The organism is Nocardia sp. NPDC055165 (assembly GCF_053606985.1).
Map to the genome: position 1 here is coordinate 707,315 of NZ_JBSGSS010000001.1, position 25,155 is coordinate 732,469.

The window sequence follows — 25,155 nt, forward strand, 5'->3', positions numbered from 1 at the left end:
CGCGACCGCGTCACCCGCACGATCACGAGGACGACGATGATCACGAGCACCGGGACCAGCAGGAGCGCGAGCCACGACAGGTAGCGCACGAGTTGCAAATATCTCGCGGATTCCGGCGGCGGCTCGGGCGTCGGAGCCTGTGCGAGCACGGGACCCACAGCGTCGTGTACGGCGAGAAGGACAGTGCTCACCGGACCCCCTCCCGGAAAACCAAGCGCCGCAATCGGATACCCGACCAGTGTGCACCCCGTCCGTCGCCTCCGCATCGTTTCCGTGACCGGTTCCCTGATGGCCGCCGCGGCCCGGGGTGTGTCAGTCGGCGAGAAACCGGGCGGCGTTCGCGTGCGCCCATCGATCGAACGTGGTAGCGGGGTGGCCGGTGATGTCTTCGACACTGGCGGTGGGCAGGGATTCCGGCGGCGGGGCGAAATCGAGCAGGACGTTGTCGACATACCAGGCCGAGTTGTCGCCCATGGTGGGTTGCAGCGCGGTGATGGTCTCCTCGCGGGTGGAGGTGCGGAAGGTGATCTCGCGGTCGAGGGCATCGGCGAGGTGCGCGACCAGGTTCGCGCGAGTGAGGACCTGCGGGCCCGCGAGGGAGTGCGCGCGGCCGAGGTGACCGTCCTCCAGCAGGGCGGTCGCGGCTACGGCGGCGATGTCGTTCATGGCGATGGGCGCACTGGCGGTGCCGGGGTGCGGCTCGTGAACAGCACCGGTGTCACGGATCTGCTGAGACCACGTCAGGGTGTTCTCCATGAAGTCGGCGGGCCACAGATGAGTCCATGCCAAGCCGCTGCCCTCGACGGCGTTACACACACTGCCCCACCAGCTTTCGGGCTCGCCCGACAGATCCACGACGTACCGCACCCCGGCTGCCCGCGCCAGCTCGAGGACCTCGGTGACATTGTCCGGCGAAGGTGCGAGATACATCCGGTCGACACCCTCGAACGCCGCGGGCAAGCCGGCCGGTCGCCCCAGATGCCCCCGCGCCACCTGAACACCGGCGGGCAGCGCCGCCTTGGTGGGGTTGATGGTCAGCGCGCGAATGTCGGTCGCACCGCGCGCGATCAGCTGATCCACGACCATGCGCCCGATATTGGCCGTCGCCCCGGTAACCAGGATTGTCATCGGTTTCCCTTCGTCTCGGTTCGTTGGACCACTCGATCCTGCCAACGAAATCCGAGCAGCGCACATGGCAATTTCGGGCGGGATCGCAGGCAGGTTCGCAACTCCGCGGCGGTCTCCCGACCGATCACGGATCGGCCCACCTACTGGAGGAAAACCTCGGCCTCGCCACTCGAACTCACCGAGTCGTTCCAAGACCAGACGGACGGCCTTCTCATGAACTTCGAGCGGGTAACGCTTCGTCATGATGGGAACCATCTTCCACAAGGAAGAAGCCGCCCCCCAACCCGTGATGGTTCAGGGCAGTTCCCGTCTAGCCAGACCGCGTGTCGATCGCATGGCGAATAATGTGACGTGCGGAGCCCCCGGTTAGCGAGGACTCGGCCAGTTCGGCGAACAACCGAGCGTAGGTCTCGATCTCCCTCGGTTGAGTAATCGATAGCTCAGCGGTAGGGGTCTCGACCAGCACCAACCGGGAATCGAACATCACGAAGTTGGTTGATTGCATCGGCATCGGAGCCGCTGCTGGGATGACTCCAAGCATCACACGGGGTAACCCCGAGACTGACAACAGACGGTCGAGCTGCCCGCGATGGACGCCAGGACCGCCGACCGGGTTGTAGATAGCCTGCTCGGTCACCAAGACGTGAAACCTACGGTCTCCCCGGTACAACCACTGTTGGCGCTCGATACGTTTCGACACCCCAGCGTCTACGTCATCGGGGATGCCATAGAACCTCACAGCACGCCGGAGAATTTGCTCCGCGTACTCGGGCGTCTGGAAGATTCCGGGAATTATCTGCGGCTCGTACACCCGCTGTAGGCGGGTTTCCTCCGCGAGTGTCACCGATCGTTCCTGACGGCGGCGCGTGCCCGTAGCGAGGAGTCGTCTCCACTCTATGTACGCGGCTTCGATGCCCCTCAGAGTGGCAATCAGGTCCGGCAGCTGATCCGCGGTGCCGGTATGCGCGGTGTACGCGCGAAGGTCCGCCTCGTTGGGCGGCCTGGTGCCGTTCTCGATTTTCGAGACCTTGGACTCGTGCCACCCGGAGAGCTGAGCCAACCGGCGGCCGGTCAGCTCAGCATCCCTACGAATCTCACGAAGGCGTCTACCCAGTTGCTCGCGAGCTTGGCGAGGTGTGGTCACGCGATGTGTTCCACGTACTCGCTGAACGGTGTTGCTAGCTTCCACACTCGGTTTCGTTGCTCTACGCAGTACTCAACCAGGCCAGCGTCTTCGGTGATTACGACACCGCGCCCACGAGTAGACGTGTCTCGGGCGTGGAAAGCCACGCGAGAACCATCGAGCAACCAGTAGTCCTCGGTGAGCGGCGGATCTCCCGCGTTGTGTCGAGGCAAGTACCTAATCTCTTCGCCGGCCTCGATGCTCTCGGGGTTCAGCGTCAGAATCCATCGGTGGTAGTCACTCGCTGGCTCGGTGAGTACACGAACTCGCCGAATCGCCACACCGCGTCCGGTGGTGTGCCTGACTAGCGAACGCCACGGATCGAACCATGTGTGGTCCGCTGGTTCACCCGCGAGGAACCTCCGCAATGGCTCGGACTCGGATGCAACCGAGTATGCGTCCAGGGTCTCCAGGTGGAACGCCTCCTGCTCGCACTCCGCGAACAGCGACTCCCAGAGGTCTGGTTCTTCATTGAGCCGCAGCAGCATTGCCGTAGAACCTCCGCGTGTTCTTGGGAACCTCGATGACCGATTCGTCTTCGGCAAGGTTCTTCACTTGTGCCAGGGTCTCAGGGTCGGTGACAGGCCGACCTGTGAGGGTGAATGTTCCCCTTCCACTGTCAGCGAGCTGAGCGCCGACGTAGGTATCAGGCTCAACGAAACCCAACAGCAAGTGTGGGATCTCAATCGTGTCAGCGTGGCTGGTTGTCCAGCCTTGTATCGCGTAGGTGTCCTGATCTGTCGCGTACAACGCTGGGCACTCACCCGTACCCGAACCACCATTGCCCAAGAACCTCAGTTTCAACATGACATGAACCCCCGTCTAACGGCTTGGCATTGTTTGGCATGCAACAGGATCTAGTGTCGCCGGTTTCGGGTGCCTATGGGGCAGCTAGACACCAATACGGGCAAGTTCTGTCAAGTTTGTACCGACACTGGTTCGTTGGTTCGTAAGTTCGTCTCAACGCTCCCGGCGGGTGAACCAAGAGTCCCCGCCGGGGGTGGAAGCCAACGAGCGCCACCAGGAGGCCCGCAGTGCTCCCACAACGCATACAGAAGCCGACACGGCTCGACCCCATAGAGGTCGCCCCGCCCGAGGTGATCCGGAGATTGCTCGAAGCACTCGCCCGGTGGGAACCGAAGCGGCGAGCATCATGAGCAAGGCGATACAAGCCCAGCTGGACGCACTGAACCAGCGCGCTGCCAATCGTTCGATGGGCATCCGTAGAGCTGAAGAACCACCGTACGGGTGGCAGCTCTCGAACCCGTTCCGAGTCGTCTGTCACGGGACCTTGGAGAACATCGCGGATTGGTTGACAGCAGCGGAGAGCCGAGACAAATGATCATCGCCGGATGGGTTGTTGCGTTTACGATTCCGGTGGTCGTCTTGGTCGCAGCGATGCTGTGGCCCGAATGAGCCACGCCCAACGCGCAAAATCGCATCGAAGTGACCCCCGCACCTCCTCCCAGCGTGTGCGGTCGGGGTGATGCTCAACGATGGGGTGACCGCGCGTCAGGAGCAGGGTCAGGGCGAGGGTGTCGGGGTTGTCGATGTCTCGCAGTTGATGCTGGACTCGATCACCCGTATCGATTCCGCCGCACTGTCGGCGAACCTGGTCGTCGCCCAGGAGCCCGAAGACGAGCCGGGACCGTCGACCGTCCCGTAGGACCGGAATATTTCCGGTAACCATACCTATATCTACGGTGTGGCAATGTAATTCATCATTTATGTCGAAGTGATGATGTTTTTCCGGTATCACCGCTGGTGGGTTCCACGGAATCGCCGTCGATGCGAAAATGTCCTCGGACCGAGATCCGGTCCGGCAGAGGATGTTCCGCCGGATCTGGCGGGCAGACTGGAGGGGCAGGATGCATTTCTCGTCTCGAACAACTTCGGGCGCACAACGATTCGGCGTGATCGCCGTTCTCGCGGCAGGCGCTGTCGGCCTCGCGGCCACCACCACCGCGCAGGCCGCACCATCAGCCGCGGCTCCGATCGTGCAGGGTGTCGACAGCGGCGTGGCGTTCACCGCGAGTCCGCTGGCCGATGGCTCCGGGCTCACGGTGTCCGCCCCGGACGGCACGTTCCGGGTCGTCGGCGGTGCGGTCACGCTCACGAACAGGGAGGGCAACGTGGTCGCGGCCGTGCCGACCCGCATCATCACCGGAGCAGGCGATTTCGACCTGGTCGCGGAGATCTCCGCCGACGGCAGGTCAGCGACGCTGACCCCCACCGCCGCACCGGCCGTCGTCACCACCAACATGGCCGAATTCGTCGACGCGGCCGGTGACACCGAGGCCCGCAAGCAGCACAACGCGGGCATCGGCGCGCTCATCGGCGCCGGCATCGGCGCAGTGCTCGGCTTCTTCCTCGGCGGAGTCGGCGCGCTGGTGACCATCCCGATCGGTGCGGGCATCGGCGCCCTCATCGGCTACTCGACGCCGTAACGGGTCCCGAGTGGTGGCCGGCCTCGCGCGGCCACCACTCGGACCGGTCACCACTCGGACCGTCCGGGTCGCCACCAGAGGGTGGGCGCCGGAGGACACACGAGTGTTCTACGAAACTGTCTGTGGGACAAGATAAGTTGAGCAGCGAAGCCGTGAGACCGCGCGGCGCTCAGGAGGCTCCGCTGTGTCCGACACCGTACGCTTTCCAACCACTCATCAGGGCCGGACGTTTCACCAACTCCCCGCGCGGCCGCAGCAGTCGTCGGGTGGGTGGATCGTGGCGGCGGTACTCGTGATCGTGGGCGGAATGCTCGGCGCCGTCGGTGTCGGCGCCATCGGATTCTTCCGCATGTCGGACAGCGTCGACCGATACCAGCGCGTCACGGTCCCCGGCTCCGGCGATCTGAACCTCGCGACAGGCGATTACACCGTCTACTTCGAGTATCCGGGTGCGGCCACGATCGAGCCGCCGGAAGCGGTGCGAGCCCGATTGACCGACCCCACAGGGCAAGTCGTACCGACCGAGGCCGTCAGTGGTGAGCAGTCGTATCAGCTGAGTGGCCACGAGGGAACCGCCGAGTTCACCTTCCACGCGGACCGAGACGGCGTCTACGCCCTCGAAACCGACGGCGGCCCCGGCATCACCCTAGCCGTCGGCCAAGACCTCGGCTCCGCCCTCGCAGGCCCGATCCTGCTCGCGGTGGCCATCGCGATCACCGCCATCCTGCTCGGCATCGCCATTCTGATCGTCACCCTCATCCGCCGCAGCCGCGCCCAGCGACCACCGGCAAGCGGATTCAGGCCCGCGATGCCTCCATCGATCTAGACAATGCTCCCGCGCAGGGCAGATGCCTTCGCGGCAGTTCTCAGCCGGCCGCTCGTCCGATCAGCCGGCTCGGACTTCTCACCAGCGCGGCTAAGGTCGGCAAGGTTGGTATAGCGGCCGAATCGAGGGAGCGATCATGAACGCGTCGAACGAGCGCACACCCAGTGGCTGGGAGGACATCGTCGCCGCGGATCCGGCGCACTCGAGCCGGTATGTGGAGCGGTTCCGGACGCTTGCCACGCAGGGGACCGACATCGTGGGTGAGGCGCGGTTGGTCGACGCGATGCTCGGACGTGGCAGCCGGGTGCTCGACGCGGGGTGCGGGCCGGGGCGGACCGGTGGATACCTGCACGATGTGGGGCACACGGTGGTGGGCGTCGATGTCGACCCGGTGCTGATCGACGCGGCACGCGCGGACCATCCCGGTCCGACATGGCTGGTCGGCGACCTCGCCGAGCTGGACCTGCCCGTCGCCGACTTCGACGCCATCGTGTGCGCGGGCAATGTGATGACGTTCCTGGCCCCGTCCACCCGGTCGGCGGTGCTGGCGGGATTCGCCGGGCATCTCGCGCCGGGCGGGCGGGCGATCATCGGATTCGGTGCGGACCGCGGCTACGAGTTCGCCGAGTTCCTGACCGACGCCGGATCCGCCGGGCTCACCGTCGACCTGCTGCTGTCGACCTGGGATCTTCGGCCCTTCACCGACGACTCCGACTTCCTGGTCGCGGTGTTCTCCCGAGCACCCGGCCCTGGCACCTCGACACGGTCCGACGCATGATGGTCTCCGAGGAGCACTAGACCAGGAGGCGCAGGTGCCGGAAACGACGGTGGACGAGGTGCTGGCCGAACTGGCCGCCCTCGACAACCCGAAGATGCGCGCGGTGAACGAGAAGCACGGCGACGATCACGGCGTCAACCTCACCGAGCTGCGCGCGCTCGCCAAACGCCTGAAGACACAACCGGCGCTTGCCCGGCAACTCTGGGACACTGACGACACCGCGGCGAAACTCCTCGCCCTGCTGATCTGCCGACCGAAGATGTTCGAGCGTGACGAACTGGACGCCATGGTCCGCCAGGCGCGCACACCCAAGGTCCACGACTGGATCGTCAACTATGTCGTGAAGAAGAACTCGCACGCCGAGGAACTGCGTGTCGCCTGGTTCGACGACCCGGACCCCGTGGTCGCGAGCGCGGGCTGGGCACTGACCACCGAACGAGTCGCGAAGAAGCCCGACGGCCTCGACCTCACGGGTCTGCTCGACCTCGTCGAAGCGCAGATGAAGACCGCACCCGATCGCCTGCAGTGGGCGATGAACCACTGCCTCGCCCAGATCGGTATCGACCACCCCGGCCATCGCGCCCGCGCCCTCGACATCGGCGAACGCCTCCAGGTCTTGAAGGACTACCCCACTCCCCCTGGCTGCACCTCCCCGTTCGCGCCCACCTGGATCACCGAGATCGTGCGTCGGCAGAGCGCCTAGCGGTTCCTGTGCGGCGCGCTCACACCGCGGTGGCCGTGCTCGCGATCGTAGGTTGCCCGCGGGCGGCCGATGGCCGTTAGCGTGTCCGCATGGGTGTGGATGAGATCTGTGATCGGTTCGTCGAGGACTACGCGGCCGCTGATCCGGTCACGGCGACCATGTTCGGCATCGCGGGACACGACGATCGCCTGACCGACTATTCGCCTGCCGGGCACGATATTCGGGCGCGGATAGCGCGAAATGCGTTGCACGCCATGCTCGCCGCACACCCTACCGATGACGGCGAACGGGTAGCGAAAGCCGTGTTCACCGAGCGCGTGGGGCTCGACGTGGAGATCCATGACGCCGGGCTCCCCCTCGCCGCGCTCAATGTGATCGAAAGTCCGGTACAGCACATTCGGATGGTGTTCGACGTGATGGCCGCCGAGACTGCCGAGGACTGGGCGGTGATCGCCGAGCGTCTCGCGGGGGTGCCGGAGGCGCTGGCAGGTCTGCGGGCTTCGCTGCTGGTCGCGGCCGAGCGCGGGCAGGTCAGTGCGCTGCGCCAGATCATCAAGGTCGCCGAGCAGGCGGACACCTGGGCGGGTTCCGGCGCGAACACCGGGTTCTTCACCACTTTTGTCGCCGCCGCGGAAGGTGTCGAGGGTGCGCCGCTGGCGCGGCTGCGACAGGGCGCGCAGGCTGCAGAGCAGGCCTATGCCGCTCTCGCCGAGTTCCTGCGCGCCGACCTCATGGCGAGCGCGCCCGCCAAGGATGCCGTCGGTGAGCAGACCTACCGGCTCTGGTCACGCTATTTCACCGGCGCGGACCTCGACCTGCGGGAAGCCTACGACTGGGGCTGGGCGGAGTTCGCCCGGCTCGAGGCCGAGATGATCGCCGTTGCCGCCCGGATCGCGCCGGGTGCCTCCCTCACCGAGACCGCGACAGCGCTCGACGCAGACCCGAAATACCGGGTGCGCGGGCGGGCCGGACTCCGGGCGTGGCTACAGAAGGTGTCCGACGAAGCCCTGGCATCGTTGCGCGAGAAGCACTTCGAGATCCCCGACGAGCTCATGCGATTGGAATGCACGATCGCGCCGCCGGGCGGAGTCGTCGGTGCGTATTACATCGGCCCGACCGCCGATTTCCGCCGACCCGGACGCATGACCTGGTCGGTGGAGCCGGACAAAGAGGATTTCACGACCTGGCGCGAGGTCAGCACGGTCTATCACGAGGGTGTGCCGGGCCATCATCTCCAGATCGCGACCGGGGTGTACGAGGCGGATTCGCTGAACACCTACCAGCGGTTGATGTCGTTCACTTCCGGGCACGGCGAGGGGTGGGCGCTCTATGCCGAACGCCTCATGCAGGAACTCGGCTACCTCGACGACGACGGCCACCTGTTCGGGATGCTCTCCCAGCAGCTGTTCCGCGCTGCCCGGGTGGTCGTGGACATCGGGATGCACCTCGAGTGGGAGATTCCGGCCGGCGCCGACTTCCACGAGGGCGAGCGGTGGACTCCCGATCTCGGCCTGGAGTTCCTGCTGACGCGGACCCTCGAAGACGAAACCACCGCTCGCGACGAGATCGACCGCTACCTGGGCTGGCCCGGACAGGCGCCCGCCTACAAGATCGGTGAACGCCTCTGGCTGGCGGCTCGCGAGGAAGCCCGGGCGCGCGCTGGAGCGTCGTTCGACATGCGGCGATTCCACACCCGCGCTTTGCGATTGGGTGGCATGGGACTGGACACGATGCGGGCACAACTCGCCGCCATGGAGTGAGCGGACGTCAGAACAGGCTGGTCTGCGCGGGTTCCGGCGTCGCCGTGATCGCGGAGTCGAGTTCGATGCGGCGACCGACCAGGCGGGTGTCGTTGACCAACACGAGTTCGCTCGCGCCCGCGGTGTCGCGGCAGGCGATGGTGTGGCCGTGCGCGGTGACCGCGTCGAGGACGTATTCGCCTGGCTCACCGGCGATTTCGGTGGCGACCGGGAATCGGCCGTACGCCTGGATCGTGGCGTAGAAGTCCCGCCCGCCCGACCAGGCGATGTCGGTGCGCGTGATGTCGGCGGGCAGCGCGCCCGCGGCGTGCTCGGCCGCGTCGGCGACCGCGGATTCCAGCACCGCCCAGGGACGCAGCGGTTTCGTGAGGATGCGGGTCTTGGTGACCCCGGCGACCGCCTGCCCGATCCCGGCTCGCTCGGTCACCGTCCGCTCCAGGTCTCGAACGTGCAGCCCGTCCGGGGAATCGGTGATGAACCGGGCGACCAGCGCACCCTGTTCGAAGAGACGGCGATTGCGCCGCGACGCCGAGGCCGTACCGACCTTGGTCATCCCGTCCCCGAAATACGCGATGTAGAGATGGTGCGGCTGCGACATATAAGCGCGGACCTGTTCGGGCAATGCCGTGAGCGGGCCCCGGTGGCTGTGCACCACCGACCACCCCTCGGTGACCCGGCACTGCTCGCACTGGCGCCCGGTCTCGACCCGTGCGCGACGGGGACACGCAATTTTCCCGCGACGTCCCGCACCGAACCCGTTGTAGCCCAAGCAGAATCGTCCCGAATCGGTGATCCGGAACGCCAGCCGCGTGCCGATCCCGGGCAGCAGCTCGGTGGTCCCGTCGTCGCCGAGCAGCTCGTAGAACCATCGACCCTGTTCGTCCCAGCGAGTGCCGCAGTACAGGGCGGTGGAGGTCATCGGTCGAACCTACACCGGCCGGTCGGTGCGGATCACAAGTCGGCAGCCGAAAGATATCTGAACCACCAGTAACCCCCGCACGATTTCCCACACCGTGAATCGGTCCCCTACGTTGAGCGCACAGCAGGGGTGCGAAACCGGTAAGGGGAAAACAATGGACGATCTCGAGCTGCTACTCGACACGGCATTCACTGTGACACCGACCGTCCACATGGATTGCCTGACGCAACAGCTGATGGTCGCCGTCGAATCCTGCTCGCGCAACGGAATCCCCTTTCCCCGAATATGGGAAGAGGTCGAAGACGCACTCGACCTGGTCCCGGCGGGCATCCCCGCCGAGTGGCGTTCAGAACTGAGGCTCTACCTCAGCGATCACGTGATTTCGGCATTCATGAATGTACCGTCCGACGCGAAACCGTTACCCGGCGTGTGAGCTTTTTCGGACCGGCGCCAACGCTCGATCACCGGCGTTGGACAGATTCCAACGCACCGCCGCGCGGCCTCGGCCGCTGTTAGCGTGCGGCGGTGCGTATCTGGCTGTTCCCGACGATCGTCCTGACCTTGCTCAGTGCGCTGATGGCCACGATGTATCTCGGCTACATCGTGGACCCCGAGAAGAATCTGCACGACTTCCCGATCGCGCTGGTCGACCAGGATGTGGGCGATACGCTCGGTTCACCGCCGCAGTGGCGCGATATCGGCAACGAGATCACCACAGCATTGCGCGACGGTGTCCCCGCGGACAAGATCGACCTGCGCGTACTGGGAATTGCCCAGGCCGAAAGACAGCTACGCAGCGGCGAACTCTACGGCGCGATCATCATCGCGGGCGACTTCACCAAACGACTCGGCAATCTCGGCATGGGAAGCGTGATTCCCGGCGAGATCGAACGTCCCACGATCACCGTGCGGACCAATCCACGCACCGGCGCGTTCGCCTCGGCGATCGTGCAGCGATTCAGTGACCGGGCGTTGACCGAGGTGAACACGCGGATCGGTGAGCAACTACTCGATACCGTGTCCGGGTCACTCGGTCCTGATTACGCACTGCCGGGTGCGACCGCAGTGACACTGCGCAACCCGGTCGAGGTGATCCACACCGAGTTCCATCCACTGCCCGACGGCAGCGGGGCCGGGCTGGGTGCCTTCTTCTACGCTCTCGTACTCCTGCTCGCGGGCACGCTCGGCGCGATGATCGTCCACACGATGGTCGACGGCGCACTGGGATTCGTGCCGACCGAGTACGGGCCGTGGTCACCGCACGTGCGACCCGCGCGGATCTCCCGATGGCGCACACTGCTGCTCAAATGGGGCGTGCTCATCGTCGCGGCGCACCTCGTGGCAGCGGTACTGCTCGTCGTCACGCGCGTGCTGGAAATGCCGATCGCGCAGCCCCTTCCGCTGTTTCTCTACAGCGCGTTCGCGATGATCGCCGTCGGTGTCACCGGCCTGTCGGTGCTCGCCGCGCTCGGCTCGGCGGGGCTACTGGTGAACTTGATCGTGTTCGTCATTCTCGGGCTGCCGTCCTCGGCCGGTTCGGTGCCGATCGAGGCCACCCCTCGCTACTTCGGCGTGCTGGCCTCGTTCGAACCGCTGCATCAGGTGTACACGGCGGTCCGCGCGATCCTGTACTTCGACGCCGATCTGGGGTCCGGGCTCGCGAGGGGTTTCTGGATGACCGCGCTGGGCCTGGCGGTCGGACTGGTCCTCGGCACGGCGAGCACGTCGGTCTATGACCGCGTCGGACTGCACCGCAACCGTGCAGCGAACGGGTGACCCCACGCGCTTGTGAGTCCGCACAACCCCGGCTGTGAGGTCGTCGTGATCCCACCAGGCCATTCCATGGGACCGGCGACTACGACCTCCGATGTGGCTATGTTGCGATTCACACAAGTCCCACGACCAGCCCCATTCGCTGTCTGCCACACCGGAGTGCACTCGATGAATTCTCAAGCCATGGACCGGATACCCAATCCGCTCACCATCGCGGGCGGCCGGGCCGCGTCGAGTTTTCTGGGAAACGCCGACGAGCTGGTTTCGCAGCTGGTCTCCTATTTCGCCGAGAACGTGATGCCCTGCCAAGCACTGCCGAGCGAGGCGATGCGGGGTGACGTCACCGAGTTCACCCGCCGCTGCCTGGCGCTGGCGATGGAGATGCTGGACAAGCGCACCACGCCGTCCGAGCAGCAACTGGTGGCGCTGCGCGCGGCATCCGCCCAGCACGCGCGGGAGGGCGTGCCCGTCGGCACCTTGTTGCGCGCCTACGCGGAGGGGTTCCGGATCGGCTTCGAGCTCGTCGTCGGGCAGGTGACCGCAGCCGACCTCGCCGAGGTCGTCGCGGGTACCCGCCTGCTGCTGCGCACGCTCGAGGTCATCAACGCGACGGTGACGAGCGCCTATCTCGACGAACAGCGCCAGGTCGCCAAGGAACACCAGACCGGTGCGCAGACGATGGTGTCGGCGCTGCTGAGCGGCCACGGCGTCGGCGCGCTCACCCGGCAGACCGGGATCAGAGTCGCCGATTCCTATCAGGTGGTGGCGCTGATGATTCCGGAGCTGGCCGAGGAGCACGACCCGCGCGTGGACGCGCAGGTGGTGGCGCGCCGCAAACTGCGGCGGGTGCAGGCGGCGCTGGCCGATGCTTTCGCCTCACGATCACTGGCCCTGCTGAGCACCAACGGTGGCACCCTGCTGATCCCGAGCGATGAACCCGAGCTGGTGCGCATGACCGGCGATGTCCTCGCCACGATCAGCGCGACCTCGGGAGTCGAGCTCACCGCGACCCTGGTGCCCGCCCCGACCGAGCAGATCCCGCAGGCCACCGAGGAGGCACACGAGCTGCTCGAGCTGGTGCGTGGCATCGCCAAACCCGCTGGGCTGTACGAGCTCTCGGATGTGGCGATCGAATATCAGCTCACCCGCCCCGGTCCGGCGCGCGAGCATCTGGCCGGTGTCATCGCCCCACTCGCCACCCATCCCGAGCTGCTGGAAACGCTGCGGACCTATATGGCCACGGGCCTCAATCGCAAAGCCACCGGCCGACGGCTGCATGTGCACCCCAACACCATCGACTACCGGCTGCGTCGAGTGAGCGGACTGACCGACCTCGACCTGACGACCGCGGAGGGCATTCTGCGGGCCCGTATCGCACTGCTCGCCGACGATATGGTGCACACCCGGGGCGCCGCGTGATCTCGCGTGGCGCCCCGGGCCTGGCTCACGCGATCAACGCCCGGGCCGCGGCGATGCCGGATCGGTAGCAGGCCTCCAACTGGGCGCCCAGCAGGTAGTCACCCGCAAGCTGGAGTCCCGCAACGGATTCGGTCTGTTCGCGCACCACTGTGCGGAAACCGGCGTGATCGGGAAGGTAGGCGCAATGCGCCGCGGCCCAGCTGCGTGTTTCGGTCCGCACCCGCTCGATCGCCGGACCGCCGAGATGACCGCGCACCTTCGCCTCGGCGTCGTCGATCCACGTCGCCAAGAGCTGCGCATCCGGACTCGGCCGGGCATCGCGCCCGCTGAAGGTGTAGCGGACGATATCGAGATCGTTCACCCCGTAGACCCCCGCGGCACTGCACGGCCCCGAGTCGAACGCGATCGAGCGAACGGCGCTGCCGAAGAAGGGCTGCTCGTACTGCACCACCGCGACCGTGGACGGGTAGTAGGCCACCTCGCTCAATGCCTTGCTCAGCGCGGGAACCACGGGTTCCAGCAGGCCGGCCGCGGCGTGCGCCGGGGTCGCCAGCACAACACCGTCGTAGGCGGAAAAGGTAGTGGCGCCACCGTTTTCCGCGGTATCGAGCCCGATCACCCGGCCGTCCCGCACCACGAGCCGATCCACGCGGGTGCCGAGCCGGACCGGCACCTGTCCGGCGAACCAGTCCAGGACCGGCTGCATGCCGTCGACGAGCTGGTCGTAGCGATCCTGCACCATGCCGAGGCTCACCCCGAACGCGCCGAGGTACACCTCGTCCGGCTCGGCAGCGTTGAGCCGAACTGTCAACGGTCGCAACACAGTACGTCCGAACTCGGCGCCGAAATGCGCGCCGAGCGCGACGCTGTCGTTGGCGGTGCCCGCTCGCCCGAACCAGTCCGACCCCAGGTAGCGATTGCGTTCGTCGAATCGAACGCGCGCACCGTAGTAGAGCATGCGCGCCGCGTCGATCGGCGAACCCATCCGCAGCAGATGGCGAAGGAATCCGGCGATGCCGGGGTTGTCGAGTGTCACCAGTTCGCCGTTGATGATCTGCGAGCTGTTGATCCCGAAGGGCTCGTACGCCCGTCCCCCGGACGCGGCGACGAACCCGCGCAGCTCGTGGTAATGGCGGCCGATGTTCTTGCCGCCCATCATGATCGGCCGACCGCCGAGGGAGTCGAAGCCGCAGCGGCCGCCGAGCACCGCGTCCTGCTCGAGCAGTTCGACGGTGTGGCCTGCCCGGTGCAGCGCGAACGCGGCGCCGATGCCGGACAAGCCGCCGCCGATGACCGCGTACCGTTTCGCCGATGGTGTCGTCATGATCCGAGCTCCTGTCGTTGCGTGGACACGGGATAGTGCGCCAACTCGACGTGGGCGAGGGCGATGCGGTTGCCGTACTGGTGCAGCGCCACCTCGACCGTGATCTCGTCCAGGTCGAGATCGCCGACGGCGGCGGTGGTGCAGGTGATGGGGGCGTCCAGTTCGGCGAAGTCGGTGAACTGGGCTTCGAGGTCGATCACCGCGGCGACCGGTGAGCCGAGCAGTCCCGCCGAGGTCGCGGACAGCACCGCTGCCTGCCGGAACGCCTCGAGCAGCAACGGGCCGGGGACATGGTCGTATTGATGGTCGAAGAAGCTCGGATGGCCGCGGTCCACCACCACGACGAGGTCCTGTGCCGTGGTGCGGGCCAGCACGACATTGCGTGGGTCGCGCCTGCCGACGAGTTCGGGTGGCAATCGCCGCACCGAGTCGGGACCGACCGCGGCGAGGGTGGAGCGCTTGCCCTGCTGGAGTTCGCGGAACTCGTCGTAAGCGTCACGGGGAAAGGTGATTCCGCTGCCGCGCAGCGTCATGGCCAGCGCCCCGTGGACGGACAGCGTGGCGTCGAAGGATACATCGTGGTAGTAACCGCGCCCGGTGCCCGCCGCGCCGGGACGCAGGCGCACCACCCCCTCGAGCGGGTCGCGTTCACTGTCGCGGAACAGGCTCAGGTCTTCCACCGCGAACGCCATCCGCTGCAGGCTGGCCGGCGCGTCGGCGGGCACACCGAGGTGTCGCTGACCGACGACGAGCAGTGCCTGGCGGACGGCCTCGACGGCGGAGAACGGATCGTGGTAGGCGACGAGCCGATCGAACCACAGCGAGTGCGCCCGCGGCACCTGCACGGCGGCGAGGTATTCCGAGCTGCCGACGACGGCGGTGTCGGCGACGTAGACCTCGGCGAGTCCGCGCCGGTGAGCCAGCGCAGCGGGCACCAATTGTTCGAACCCGAGGGTGCCGCGTACCGGCGACAGTCCCCCGCTCACGCGAGCACCGCCTCGTGGGTCGGCGCGTCGCTCCAGATCCTGGTGGCGAGTACGGCACCCAGTGCCCGCGGCGTCGGGTGGGTGAACAGATCCTCCAGCGAGAGCTGGGTGCCCGCGGCGGCATTGATCCTTCCGCGCAGTTCGAGAGCGGACAGCGAGGTGAGCCCGATCGCGAGAACGGTGGCGTCGAGGTCGATCTCGTCCGCGGTGAGGTCGATGAGGATCTCGCGGATCTGATCGACCACCAGGCCGACCGCGACATCGCGGCGCCGGTCCTCGGGAACGGTCAGCAGGTCCGAACGCGTGGACGCTGCCTCCACTGCCGGTGCGTCGTGCCGACCGGCGATCCGGTCACCGGCGAGTTCGGCGCCGGCGACGCCGATCATGCTTTCGAGGACGGCGCTGTCGGTGTCGACCCAGTAGCGGCGATGCTGGAACGCATAGGTCGGCAGATCCACGGCCCTGGCGGTGTCACCGGAACACAGTGCCGACCAGCCGACTTCGGCACCGGTTACCCAGGCTCCCGCCACGGCTTCGATCGCCGAACCGGCTTCGTCGGCGCCGGGTCGCAGCACCGGAACGGCTGTGCTGCCGGTATCGGCGAGTGTCTCGTAGACCAGGCCGGACAGGGTGTCTCCCGCGCCGAGTTCGAGATAAGTGACGACGCCGGATTCGTGCAGCCGCAGCACACTCTCGTGGAAACGCACCGGCTCGCGGGCCTGATGTACCCAGTAGTCGATCGAAGTGAGCTGTCCCGGTGTGGATTCCGTGCCGGTCACGGTGGAGAGGAAAGGGATGCGCGGTTCCTGGAGGCGAACGGTCGCGACGACCGAGCGGAAATCGTCGACGATCGCATCCACGTGCGGCGAGTGGAAGCCCCGGTCTACGCCGAGCCTGGCTACTCGTCGGCCGCGTTCGCGCCAGTGCCGGGCGAGCTCACCCACCGCGGCGACATCGCCGGCGATCACGGTGGCGTTCGGCCCGTTGACCGCGGCGACCGATACCTCGGCCTCGCGACCGGCGATGGAGGCCGCGACCTCGGCCATGGATGCCCGCACGGACACCATCGCTCCCGGGTCCATCCGCTGCATCAGCCGACCACGCGCGGCGACCACGGCCATCGCGTCGTCCAGGGACAGCACACCCGCGACGTGCGCGGCGCAGAGTTCACCGATCGAGTGACCGATAACGAAATCCGGTACCACTCCCCAGGATTCGAGCAGCCGGAACAGAGCCACCTGCACGGCGAACACGGCGGGCTGGGTGTAGTCGGTTCGCGCGAGCAACTCACCCGTCCCGAACATCTCGGTACGCAACGGATGCTCGAGATAGGCGTCGAAACCCACGCAGATCGTGTCGAGCGCCTCGGCGAACACCGGGTACGTGTCAGAGAGCCCGCGGCCGATGCCCGCGAGTTGCCCACCCTGTCCGGGGAACATCATCGCCAGTCTGCCGCCGGTGCCACGGCGTGACAGGACTGCCGAGGGGGCGGTGCGTTCCTCGGCGATGGCCGTGAGTCCGTCCTGGAACTCGCCGCGGGTGTTCGCCACGACGACGGCGCGATGGTCGAATCTCGTTCTCGTGGTTGCCAAGGAGTGCGCGATGTCGGCGAGATCGTCCGGGGAATTCGCGACTGCCGTGCGTAGGCGGGCCGCCTGGTCACACAGTGCGGCGGCGGTGCGTGCCGAGAGCAGCCACGGAGTCGGCGAGGGCGTGGGCCTCGCATGCGCCAGGGCGGCGGTCTGCGGGGAGGCGACCGTGGGCGACACAGCGTGGCGGGTGTCGGCCGAAATCGCCGCAGGTGCTTCGGATTCCGGTGCTTGCTCGATGATCAAGTGGGCGTTGGTGCCGCTGATGCCGAAGGACGACACCGCGGCCCGGCGTGGATGTTCGGAGGTCGGCCACGGCTGTGGCCGCAGCGCCAGCCGGATTCGATCTCCGGTCCAGTCGGCGTGCGAGGTCGGCGCGTCCACGTGCAGCGTGGGCGGAACCATCCCGTGCCGGATCGCCTGCACCGCCTTGATCAGTCCGGCCACGCCCGCGGCCGACTGCGTGTGTCCCATATTCGATTTCACCGATCCCAGCAGCAGTGGTGGCGCACCGTCGCGCTGCCCGTAGGTGGCCAGCAGGGCCTGCGCCTCCACCGGGTCACCGAGTACGGTGCCGGTGCCGTGGCCCTCCACCATGTCGATGTCGGACGCGCGCAGACCAGCGTTGGCCAACGCGGACCCGATCACCCGCTGCTGTGCCGGTCCGCGCGGTGCGGTGAGCCCGTTGGAGGCGCCGTCACTGTTCACCGCCGAACCGCGCAGTACCGCGAGCACTCGGTGCCCGTGTCGCTGCGCTTCCGACAGACGTTCCAGGAGAACGACACCGACGCCCTCACCCCAGGCGGTGCCGTCCGCGCCCGCGGCATAGGACTTGCATCGACCGTTCGGCGCCAGCGCACGCTGACGCGAGAACAGCGCGAACGGCATCGGGGTGGACATCACTGTCACGCCGCCGGCGAGCGCCATGCCGCATTCGCGCAGCCGGAGCGACTGCATCGCCTGATGAATCGCGACCAGCGACGAAGAACAGGCGGTGTCGACGGTGACCGCCGGGCCTTCCAGACCCAGCAGGTACGCGACCCGACCCGCCGCCATCGAGGCATGGTTGCCGGTGAAGTAGTAGGTCTCCGCCCCATCCCAGGCCTGCGTGGCGCCGAATCCGTAACCCTGATCACTGAATCCCACGAACACACCGGTATCGGTGCCGCGCAATGTCGTCGGGTCGACGCGCGCCTGTTCGACCGATTCCCAGGCGAGCTCGAGCAGCAGGCGCTGCTGCGGGTCCATCGCCTCGGCCTCGCGCGGGCTGATCCCGAAGAATCCGGCGTCGAACTCGCCCGCACCTTCGAGAAAACCGCCCTCTCGCACATAGGATTTGGCGAACTTGTCCGGATCGGGATCGTAGAACCCGTCCACGTCCCAGCCGCGATCCGCCGGGAACTCCGAGATCAGGTCGCGCCCCTCGATCAGCGCCTCCCACAGGTGCTCGGGCGATTCGATCCCGCCGGGGAACCGGCACGACATACCCACGATCGCGATCGGTTCCCGTGCGCGTGCCTGCTCGTCCTCGAGCTGCTGTCTGGTCTCCTGTAACTGCCGGGTGGCGCGTTTGAGATACGTGCGAAGTTCCGCTTCGGTGGCCATCGGCCTCTCGCTTTCTGTCTCGGCTCAGACCGAACGGACCTGGTCGATGAGATCGAACAGGGCGTCGTCGTCGGCACCGTCGATGTTGTCGACCAGATCGCGCGCCGAGTCGCCGCGCAGGGTGCGCACGAGGTCGTTGATCCGCAGCAGCAGTTCCTCGACCCGCTCCGGTGGCAGCTCGACACCGGCGCATCCCGCCGCCACTGCGTCGAGCTGTCCGGCGATGCGGGCGCCCGGGTCGTCCACGGGCGCGATCTCGGTGCGCAGGTAGCTCGCCAGCGCGGTGGCGTTGGGGTAGTCGAAGACGATCGTCGTGCGCAGCTTCGCGCCGGTGGCCGCCTCCAGCCGGTTGCGGAATTCCACGGCGCCCAACGAGTCGAAACCCAGGTCGGTGAACGCGGTATCGGCGGGCACCGCCTCCGCCGACGCGTGACCGAGGACGGCCGCCGCGTGCGACCGGATGACGCCGAGGATGATCCGCTCCTGTTCGGCGGGCTCCTGACCGGTGAGGCTCGACAGCAGCTTCGCCGACTCGTCGGAGCCCCCGCCGGCCGCCCGGCGCGGGCCACGCAGCAGCGACCGCAGCATCGCGGGCATCTCGTCGACATCGCCGAGCGAGCCCAGTGCCGTGAGGTCGAGGCGTGCGGGTACGGCCAGTGCTCTGCCGGTCGACAGGGCGTTGTCGAACAGGGCCATCCCGTCGTCGTCGGTGAGCGGGACCAGCCCTTCTCGGCGCATTCGCCGCAGGTCGCGCTCGGTCAGGTGCCCCGTGATGCCGGTCCCGCGCTCCCACAGCCCCCACGCCATCGCGGTGGCGGTCAGGCCACGGTGTCTGCGGTGCTGGGCCAGCGCGTCGAGGAACCCGTTGGCCGCGGCGTAGTTCGCCTGGCCCGGGTTGCCGAGCAGACCCGCGATCGAGGAGTACATCACGAACATCGCCAGCGGGCGCCCGCCGGTCACCTCGTGCAGGTGCCAGGCGGCATCGGCCTTGGGGCGCAACACTGTGGCGATGTGTTCGGGAGTGTGCTCGCTGAACAACGCGTCCTCGACGACGCCCGCGGTGTGGACGACGCCGGTGAGCGGATGCGCGGCGGGGATCGCCGCCACCAGTGCGGTGAGAGCGTCGCGGTCGCCGACATCGCAGGCGGCGATGTCGACCTGGGCGCCGAGCGCGGTCAGCTCGGCGGCGAGTTCGCTCGCGCCGTCCGCGTCGGGTCCGCGACGACTGGTGAGCAGCAGGTGCCGAACTCCGTGTGTGGCCACCAGATGCCGGGCGGCCAGCGCGCCGAGGCCGCCGGTGCCGCCGGTCACCAGAACGGTGCCGTCGCGGTCGAGTGGGGTCGGCACGGTCAGGACGTATTTGCCGATGTGGCGTGCCTGGCTCAGCTGACGGAATGCCTCGGGCGCACGCCGCACGTCCCACCGGGTCACCGGAAGTGGTTGCAGGTCACCGAATTCGAACAGCTTGCGCAGTTCGGTCAGGATCTCGTGCAGCCGGTCCGGGCCTGCCTCCATCAGGATGAAGTTCTGGTACCGGACGCCCGGGTGGGTTGCCGCGATCTCGTCGGCGTCACGCAGATCGGTCAGGCCCATCTCGATGAACCGACCGCCGCGCGGCAACAGGTCCAGCGACGCGTCGACCTTGTCGCCCGCGAGGGAGTCGAGCACGACATCGACACCGCGTCCGCCGGTCGCTTCGAGGAACTTCGCCTTGAACTCGGTAGTTCGCGTATTGCCGATCCGTTCGTCGTCGAAGCCGTTCGCGCGCAGCACATCCCACTTGCCGGGGCTGGCCGTGACGTAGAGGTCCAACCCGAGATGGCGGGCCAACTGGACCGCGGCCATGCCTACACCGCCGGTGGCGGCGTGGATCAGCAGCGACTCCCCCGACCGCACCCGCGCCAGGTCGACCAGCGAGTAGTAGGCCGTCGCGAACACGATCGGTGCGGCCGCCGCCTCGTCGAACGACCAGCCTTCCGGAATCTTGATGACCGTGCGCCGGTCGGCCACCACCGTGGCGCTGACGCCGGTGAAGATGCCCATCACCCGATCGCCCACCGCGAAGTCCACCACATCGGGAGCGACCTCGACGATCACCCCCGCACCCTCACCACCGATGGCGGTGTTCGGAATCGGGTACATCCCGAGCACGATCAGCACATCGCGGAAGTTGACACCCGCCGCCCGCACCGCGATCCGCACCTGCCCGGGTGCGAGCGGCTCGATCTCGGCCGGCGCCAGAATTATGTTGTCGCCGTTGAGGGTTCCGCGCCCGTGGTCGACCAATCGCCAGTCGTGCGCACCGAGCAGCTCAGCCGACCCGACCGTGTCCGCACCCGCGCGCACCAGGCGCGGCGCGTGCGTCTCCCCGTGCCGGATCGCTAGTTGCGGCTCGGTGGTGAGTGCGGCGCAGCTGCGCACCGCCTCGCGGTAGTCGCTGCGATCATCGAGATCGAGCAGCGCGATGCGGCCGGGGTTCTCGTTCTGCGCGGACCGCAGCAGACCCCACACCGCCGCGCCGGCCAGGTCACCGACATCCTCGGCGCCGTGGATCGCCACCGCGCCGCTGGTCACGAAAACCACCAGCGCCTCGGCGAATTCGTCGTCGGTGAGCAATCGCTGCACCACCGTCTGTACGGCGATCACCTGCTCGCGCACGGCGGCGGGAACGGACGCGGTGACATCGCTGTGCACGCGCACGACAACGAGATCGCGATCAGTGCGTGCGCAGCGCTCTACAGCTACCCTGCCGTCCACAAAGTCCAGCTCGGACCATTCGCCCGGTCCCGCAGTGGGTTCGGGCGAGGGTAAGGTCACCCAGTTCATCTCGTACAGTCCGCCGTCCGAGGACGCCGGGCGCTGACCCAGCGCTTCGAGGGAGATCTCGCGCAGCGCCAGTGATCGCGCACTGGCCACCGGCCTACCTGCCGAATCGGTGAGTTCGAGACCGATGCGGTCGGTGCCGACCGGTGTGAGGCGAACCCGCAGCGACGACGCGCCGACCGCATGCAGCGAGACGCCTTCCCAGGCGAACGGGAGCCGGATCTTGCCGGATTCGGTCGGGCCGACCGTGCCGGTCGCGATCATCGCGTGCAGTGCGGCGTCGAGCAGCGCGGGGTGCAGACCGAACTCGGCGGCCTCCCCGATGGCTGATTCGGGCAGTGCCACCTCGGCAAAGACCTCGTCGCCGTGGCGCCAGATCTGGCGCAGGCCTCGAAAAGCGGAGCCGTAGTCGTAACCGACCGCGGCCATCGCCTCGTACGGGTCGCCGACGGCCACCGCCACCGCACCCACCGGCGGCCAGGCCCCGCCGGCCGGCACCGCGATATCGTCCGACGGTTGCACGGTGCCGGTGGCGTGTCCGGTCCACGGCAGCTCCTCCACCGACGCTGTCTGTAGGCGCGAGTACACCCCGACTGTCCGATACCCGGATTCCTCGGCCGGTCCGACCAGCACCTGCAGTTCCACCGCGCCGGTCTCGGGAATCACGAGCGGGGCTTCGAGAACGAGTTCGCCGACGGTCGGGCACTGAACGAATTGACCTGCATGCCAAGCGAGTTCGATGAACGCGGTACCGGGCAGCAGCACCGCGCCACCGATCCGGTGTCCGGCCAGCCACGGGTGCGAGTGCAGCGACAGTCGCCCGGTCAGCAGCAGTCCACCGTCCTGAGCGAGGCCGATCTTCGCACCGAGCAGCGGATGGTCGTCGGCGTCGAGCCCGGCGCCACGAACATTGCTGCCCTCGCTCACCTCGAGCCAGTACCGATCGCGCTGGAAGGCATAGGTCGGCAGGTCTACCGGGCGGGCGTCGGCGCCTTCGAAGAGCGAGCCCGGATCCAGCGCTGCCCCGTGGGAATACAGAGTGGACAGTCCTGCGACGAACGCGAGGTCGCCCGCGATGCCCGGCCGCTGCAACGCGACGGCGGCCATCGCCGCACCGTCGTCGACGATCTCGTGCACCATCGCCGTCAGCGCGGCCCCCGGCCCCAACTCGGCAAAGCAGTTGACCCCGCCCTGTTCACGGGCCCACCGCACCGCGTCCAGGTAGCGAACCGGCTCACGCAGGTGGCTCACCCAGTATTCCGGCGAGCACAACTGCGCGGCCTCGGCCACCTTGCCGGTGAGCGCCGAGATCACCGGCACGGTCGGCGGGCGATAGGTCAGACCCCGGCAGACTTCACCGAATTCGGCCAGCACCGCGTCCATCTGGGGCGAATGGAACGCATGACTCACCCGCAATCGGTGGGTACGCACGCCGTCGGCCGCCAACTGCTCGGCGATGGCCGTCACGGACGCGTGCGCACCCGAAACAACCACGGACGCGGGCCCGTTCACCGCGGCGATGCTCACGTCGTCGTATCGACGCACGAGTTCGGCGACGGTCTCGGAGTCCGCGGCGACCGAGACCATCGCCCCACCCGGCGGCGCGGACTGCATGAGCCGACCACGGGCGGCGACCAGGGTGCAGGCATCCGGCAGCGACCAGACCCCGGCCACATAGGCCGCCACGATCTCACCGATCGAGTGACCGAGCACGAATGCCGGTCGCAATCCCCAGGATTCGGCCAGCCGGTACATCGCCACCTCGGTAGCGAAGAGCGCGATCTGGGCGATCTCAGTTCGGTCGAGCGAGGTCGCGTCTGCCCGATCGTCGAAAATCATCTCGCGCAGCGGCGTTTCGCGATGCTGATCGAATTCCGCACAGATCTCGTCGAAAGCGGCGCGATAGACCGGGTAACCCTCGTACAGCTCGTGCCCCATCCCGGCGCGTTGCGCGCCCTGACCGGGGAACATCGCCGCAGTAACGGCCGCGATGGCGCTGCCACGCACCACATTCGGTGCGCCCTGCCCGTCCGCGAGTGCTCGCAGCCCTGCCGTCAGCTCCTGGGCATCGTGGCCGACGATCACGGCGCGATGCTCGAACCGGGCGCGGGTCTCGAGCAGCGCGACACCGATATCGACCGGGTCGGCGCCGTGTTCTGCCTCGACCCGACCGAGCAGCGCGCCTGCCTGCGCGGCCACCGCCGCGTCGGACCGCGCGGTGAGGACCCACGCAATCACCGGCGGTGCGACGATTGCGGCCGATCGCTCGATCTCCGGCGAGGACTCGCCCCGCTCGATGACGACGTGCGCATTGGTGCCGCTGATCCCGAACGACGACACCGCGGCGCGCGGCGTCCGCCCGGTCGCGGGCCATGCCCGCGCCTCGGTGACCAACCGGACCGAGCCCGACGACCAGTCCACATGCGGCGTCGGCTCGTCGACGTTCAGTGTCGGCGGCACCACCCCGTGCCGCATCGCCATCACCATCTTGATCAGCCCACCGACCCCGGCGGCGGCTTGCGTGTGCCCCATATTCGACTTGAGCGACCCGAGCAGCAGCGCCTCCCCGCCCTCGCGCTCGGCGCCGTAGGTCGCGAGCAAGGCTTCCGCTTCGATGGGGTCACCCAGGCGGGTACCGGTGCCGTGCGCCTCGACGACGTCCACCTCGGTCGTGCTCAACCCGGCATCGGCCAGCGCGGATCGGATCACCCGCTGCTGGGACCGCCCGTTCGGGGCGGTCAGACCGTTGGACGCGCCGTCGGAATTCACCGCGGTGCCACGCACCAGACCCAGGATCGTGTGCCCGAGGCGCCTGGCCTCGGAGACGCGCTCGAGCAGCAGCATGCCGACGCCCTCGCCCCACGCGGTGCCGTCGGCGCCCGCGGCGAACGACTTGCACCGACCGTCGGCCGCCAGCGCACGCTGGGTGGAGAACGCGACGAACGCGGCGGGCGTCGCCATCACGGTGACACCGCCGGCCAGCGCCATCGTCGACTCGCCGGAGCGCAACGATCGCACCGCCTGATGAATCGCGACCAGCGAGGACGAGCACGCCGTGTCCACAGTGACCGACGGACCTTCCAGCCCCAGCACATACGACACCCGGCCCGAGGCGATACTCGACGCCTGACCGGTCATCAGGAACTGTTCGATCGTCGCGCGCACCCGCTCGTCGATATCGCGCGACGACGGGCCCTCGGTGTCGGGCATCAAGCCGACGAAGACCCCCGTGGCGCTACCGCGAACAGTCGTCGGGTCGATGCCCGCCCGCTCGAAGGCCTCCCAGGCCGTCTCGAGCACGAGTCGCTGCTGCGCATCCATCGCCTGCGCCTCACGCGGGCTGATCCCGAAGAAGTTCGCGTCGAATCCGGTAGCGCCGTCGAGGAATCCGCCCGTGCGCACATACGACTTGCCCGGCACACCCGGCTCGGGATCGAACAGGCCCTCCACATCCCAGCCGCGATCGGCCGGCCACTGCGACACCAGACTGCGCCCCTCGACCGCCGCCTGCCACAACTCCTCCGGCGAGGTGACCCCACCCGGATAACGGCACGCCATGCCGACGATGGCGATCGGCTCGGTCGCCCGCGCTTCCACATCATCGAGGCGCGCGCGGGTGGTCTGCAGTTCCCGGATCGCCTTCTTCATGTAAGTGCGTAGTTCGTCTTCGCGAGCCATAGGGCAAACATCTCCTGCATCAGAGGTATCGACAGGGAATCGAGCAGTGCGGCGGGATCGGGTATTCGCCCGGCAATCCACTCGACAACACTGACCGGCGCCACGCTACGACAGCGGGCAACCGAATTCCTCGCGCGCCGGGCCTCTTTGGGAAACGACCAACGGTCCTCGCGTCGTCCCTGACATTTTCCAAACGCATTGCCACCCGGTGACC

The 25,155-nt window shown here is 67.6% G+C and carries 18 protein-coding genes; 9 read left to right on the forward strand and 9 right to left on the reverse strand.

The window, feature by feature from the left end:
• Positions 1-312 precede the first annotated feature (312 nt).
• From ACWFRF_RS03455 to ACWFRF_RS03470, 4 genes are all read right to left on the reverse strand, one after another.
• Positions 313-1,128 (reverse strand): NAD(P)H-binding protein, encoded by an 816-nt coding sequence (locus ACWFRF_RS03455; protein ID WP_452448755.1) that lies wholly within the window; start codon positions 1,126-1,128, stop codon positions 313-315.
• Between the two features lie 310 nt (positions 1,129-1,438).
• A complete protein-coding gene (locus ACWFRF_RS03460; protein WP_452448756.1) occupies positions 1,439-2,272 on the reverse strand; it encodes a helix-turn-helix domain-containing protein in 834 nt (277 codons plus the stop codon).
• Positions 2,269-2,799, reverse strand: coding sequence for a DUF6879 family protein (locus ACWFRF_RS03465; protein WP_452448758.1), 531 nt, complete (start codon positions 2,797-2,799; stop codon positions 2,269-2,271). Before ACWFRF_RS03465 ends, ACWFRF_RS03460 begins: the two co-directional genes overlap by 4 nt.
• The gene (locus tag ACWFRF_RS03470; RefSeq protein WP_452448759.1) at positions 2,780-3,118 is read right to left on the reverse strand and encodes a hypothetical protein; all 339 of its coding nucleotides are present in this window, start codon (positions 3,116-3,118) and stop codon (positions 2,780-2,782) included. The genes ACWFRF_RS03465 and ACWFRF_RS03470 overlap by 20 nt, the downstream gene beginning before the upstream one ends.
• A 679-nt stretch (positions 3,119-3,797) precedes the next feature.
• On the opposite strand from ACWFRF_RS03470, the gene ACWFRF_RS03475 reads away from it, so the two are divergent.
• From ACWFRF_RS03475 to ACWFRF_RS03500, 6 genes are all read left to right on the forward strand, one after another.
• Positions 3,798-3,977: a hypothetical protein gene (locus ACWFRF_RS03475; protein ID WP_452448760.1), complete on the forward strand. Its 180-nt coding sequence runs from the start codon at positions 3,798-3,800 to the stop codon at positions 3,975-3,977.
• Positions 3,978-4,224: 247 nt separating this feature from the next.
• Positions 4,225-4,758: a hypothetical protein gene (locus tag ACWFRF_RS03480; protein WP_452448762.1), complete on the forward strand. Its 534-nt coding sequence runs from the start codon at positions 4,225-4,227 to the stop codon at positions 4,756-4,758.
• Positions 4,759-4,942: 184 nt separating this feature from the next.
• Positions 4,943-5,584, forward strand: coding sequence for a hypothetical protein (locus tag ACWFRF_RS03485; RefSeq protein WP_452448763.1), 642 nt, complete (start codon positions 4,943-4,945; stop codon positions 5,582-5,584).
• Positions 5,585-5,720: 136 nt separating this feature from the next.
• A complete protein-coding gene (locus ACWFRF_RS03490; protein WP_379317535.1) occupies positions 5,721-6,362 on the forward strand; it encodes a class I SAM-dependent methyltransferase in 642 nt (213 codons plus the stop codon).
• A 34-nt stretch (positions 6,363-6,396) separates the two neighbouring features.
• Entirely contained in the window at positions 6,397-7,065 is a 669-nt protein-coding gene (locus ACWFRF_RS03495) for a DNA alkylation repair protein (RefSeq protein WP_452448764.1), read from the forward strand.
• 89 nt (positions 7,066-7,154) lie between these two features.
• Positions 7,155-8,825, forward strand: coding sequence for a DUF885 domain-containing protein (locus ACWFRF_RS03500; protein ID WP_452448765.1), 1,671 nt, complete (start codon positions 7,155-7,157; stop codon positions 8,823-8,825).
• A gap of 7 nt (positions 8,826-8,832) precedes the next feature.
• Here the strand turns inward: ACWFRF_RS03500 and ACWFRF_RS03505 are convergent, their stop codons facing one another.
• Positions 8,833-9,744: a hypothetical protein gene (locus ACWFRF_RS03505; protein WP_452448766.1), complete on the reverse strand. Its 912-nt coding sequence runs from the start codon at positions 9,742-9,744 to the stop codon at positions 8,833-8,835.
• A gap of 154 nt (positions 9,745-9,898) precedes the next feature.
• On the opposite strand from ACWFRF_RS03505, the gene ACWFRF_RS03510 reads away from it, so the two are divergent.
• The 3 genes from ACWFRF_RS03510 (at position 9,899) to ACWFRF_RS03520 (ending at position 12,936) form a co-directional block, all read left to right on the forward strand.
• Positions 9,899-10,177: a hypothetical protein gene (locus ACWFRF_RS03510; protein ID WP_452448767.1), complete on the forward strand. Its 279-nt coding sequence runs from the start codon at positions 9,899-9,901 to the stop codon at positions 10,175-10,177.
• Positions 10,178-10,269: 92 nt separating this feature from the next.
• On the forward strand, positions 10,270-11,520 hold the full coding sequence (locus tag ACWFRF_RS03515; RefSeq protein ID WP_452448768.1) for a YhgE/Pip domain-containing protein: 1,251 nt from the start codon (positions 10,270-10,272) through the stop codon (positions 11,518-11,520).
• Between the two features lie 165 nt (positions 11,521-11,685).
• The gene (locus ACWFRF_RS03520) at positions 11,686-12,936 is read left to right on the forward strand and encodes a PucR family transcriptional regulator (RefSeq protein WP_378995016.1); all 1,251 of its coding nucleotides are present in this window, start codon (positions 11,686-11,688) and stop codon (positions 12,934-12,936) included.
• 25 nt (positions 12,937-12,961) lie between these two features.
• Here ACWFRF_RS03520 and ACWFRF_RS03525 read toward each other — a convergent pair whose 3' ends face one another.
• The 4 genes from ACWFRF_RS03525 to ACWFRF_RS03540 are packed head-to-tail and all read right to left on the reverse strand — an operon-like array spanning position 12,962 to position 24,941.
• Complete coding sequence (locus ACWFRF_RS03525) at positions 12,962-14,260, reverse strand: protoporphyrinogen/coproporphyrinogen oxidase (protein WP_452448769.1); 1,299 nt, start codon at positions 14,258-14,260, stop codon at positions 12,962-12,964.
• On the reverse strand, positions 14,257-15,246 hold the full coding sequence (locus tag ACWFRF_RS03530; RefSeq protein WP_378995021.1) for an AfsA-related hotdog domain-containing protein: 990 nt from the start codon (positions 15,244-15,246) through the stop codon (positions 14,257-14,259). Before ACWFRF_RS03530 ends, ACWFRF_RS03525 begins: the two co-directional genes overlap by 4 nt.
• Positions 15,243-18,440, reverse strand: coding sequence for a type I polyketide synthase (locus tag ACWFRF_RS03535; RefSeq protein WP_452448771.1), 3,198 nt, complete (start codon positions 18,438-18,440; stop codon positions 15,243-15,245). Before ACWFRF_RS03535 ends, ACWFRF_RS03530 begins: the two co-directional genes overlap by 4 nt.
• A gap of 24 nt (positions 18,441-18,464) precedes the next feature.
• Positions 18,465-24,941 (reverse strand): type I polyketide synthase, encoded by a 6,477-nt coding sequence (locus tag ACWFRF_RS03540; RefSeq protein ID WP_452448772.1) that lies wholly within the window; start codon positions 24,939-24,941, stop codon positions 18,465-18,467.
• Positions 24,942-25,155 lie beyond the last annotated feature (214 nt).

Coding starts and splice junctions, on each gene's coding strand:
- ACWFRF_RS03490 (WP_379317535.1), top strand. CDS start 5,721: ATGAACGCGTCGAACGAGCGCACACCCAGTGGCTGGGAGGACATCGTC.
- ACWFRF_RS03470 (WP_452448759.1), bottom strand. CDS start 3,118: ATGTTGAAACTGAGGTTCTTGGGCAATGGTGGTTCGGGTACGGGTGAG.
- ACWFRF_RS03510 (WP_452448767.1), top strand. CDS start 9,899: ATGGACGATCTCGAGCTGCTACTCGACACGGCATTCACTGTGACACCG.
- ACWFRF_RS03505 (WP_452448766.1), bottom strand. CDS start 9,744: ATGACCTCCACCGCCCTGTACTGCGGCACTCGCTGGGACGAACAGGGT.
- ACWFRF_RS03525 (WP_452448769.1), bottom strand. CDS start 14,260: ATGACGACACCATCGGCGAAACGGTACGCGGTCATCGGCGGCGGCTTG.
- ACWFRF_RS03540 (WP_452448772.1), bottom strand. CDS start 24,941: ATGGCTCGCGAAGACGAACTACGCACTTACATGAAGAAGGCGATCCGG.
- ACWFRF_RS03475 (WP_452448760.1), top strand. CDS start 3,798: ATGCTCAACGATGGGGTGACCGCGCGTCAGGAGCAGGGTCAGGGCGAG.
- ACWFRF_RS03520 (WP_378995016.1), top strand. CDS start 11,686: ATGAATTCTCAAGCCATGGACCGGATACCCAATCCGCTCACCATCGCG.
- ACWFRF_RS03465 (WP_452448758.1), bottom strand. CDS start 2,799: ATGCTGCTGCGGCTCAATGAAGAACCAGACCTCTGGGAGTCGCTGTTC.
- ACWFRF_RS03500 (WP_452448765.1), top strand. CDS start 7,155: ATGGGTGTGGATGAGATCTGTGATCGGTTCGTCGAGGACTACGCGGCC.
- ACWFRF_RS03535 (WP_452448771.1), bottom strand. CDS start 18,440: ATGGCCACCGAAGCGGAACTTCGCACGTATCTCAAACGCGCCACCCGG.
- ACWFRF_RS03455 (WP_452448755.1), bottom strand. CDS start 1,128: ATGACAATCCTGGTTACCGGGGCGACGGCCAATATCGGGCGCATGGTC.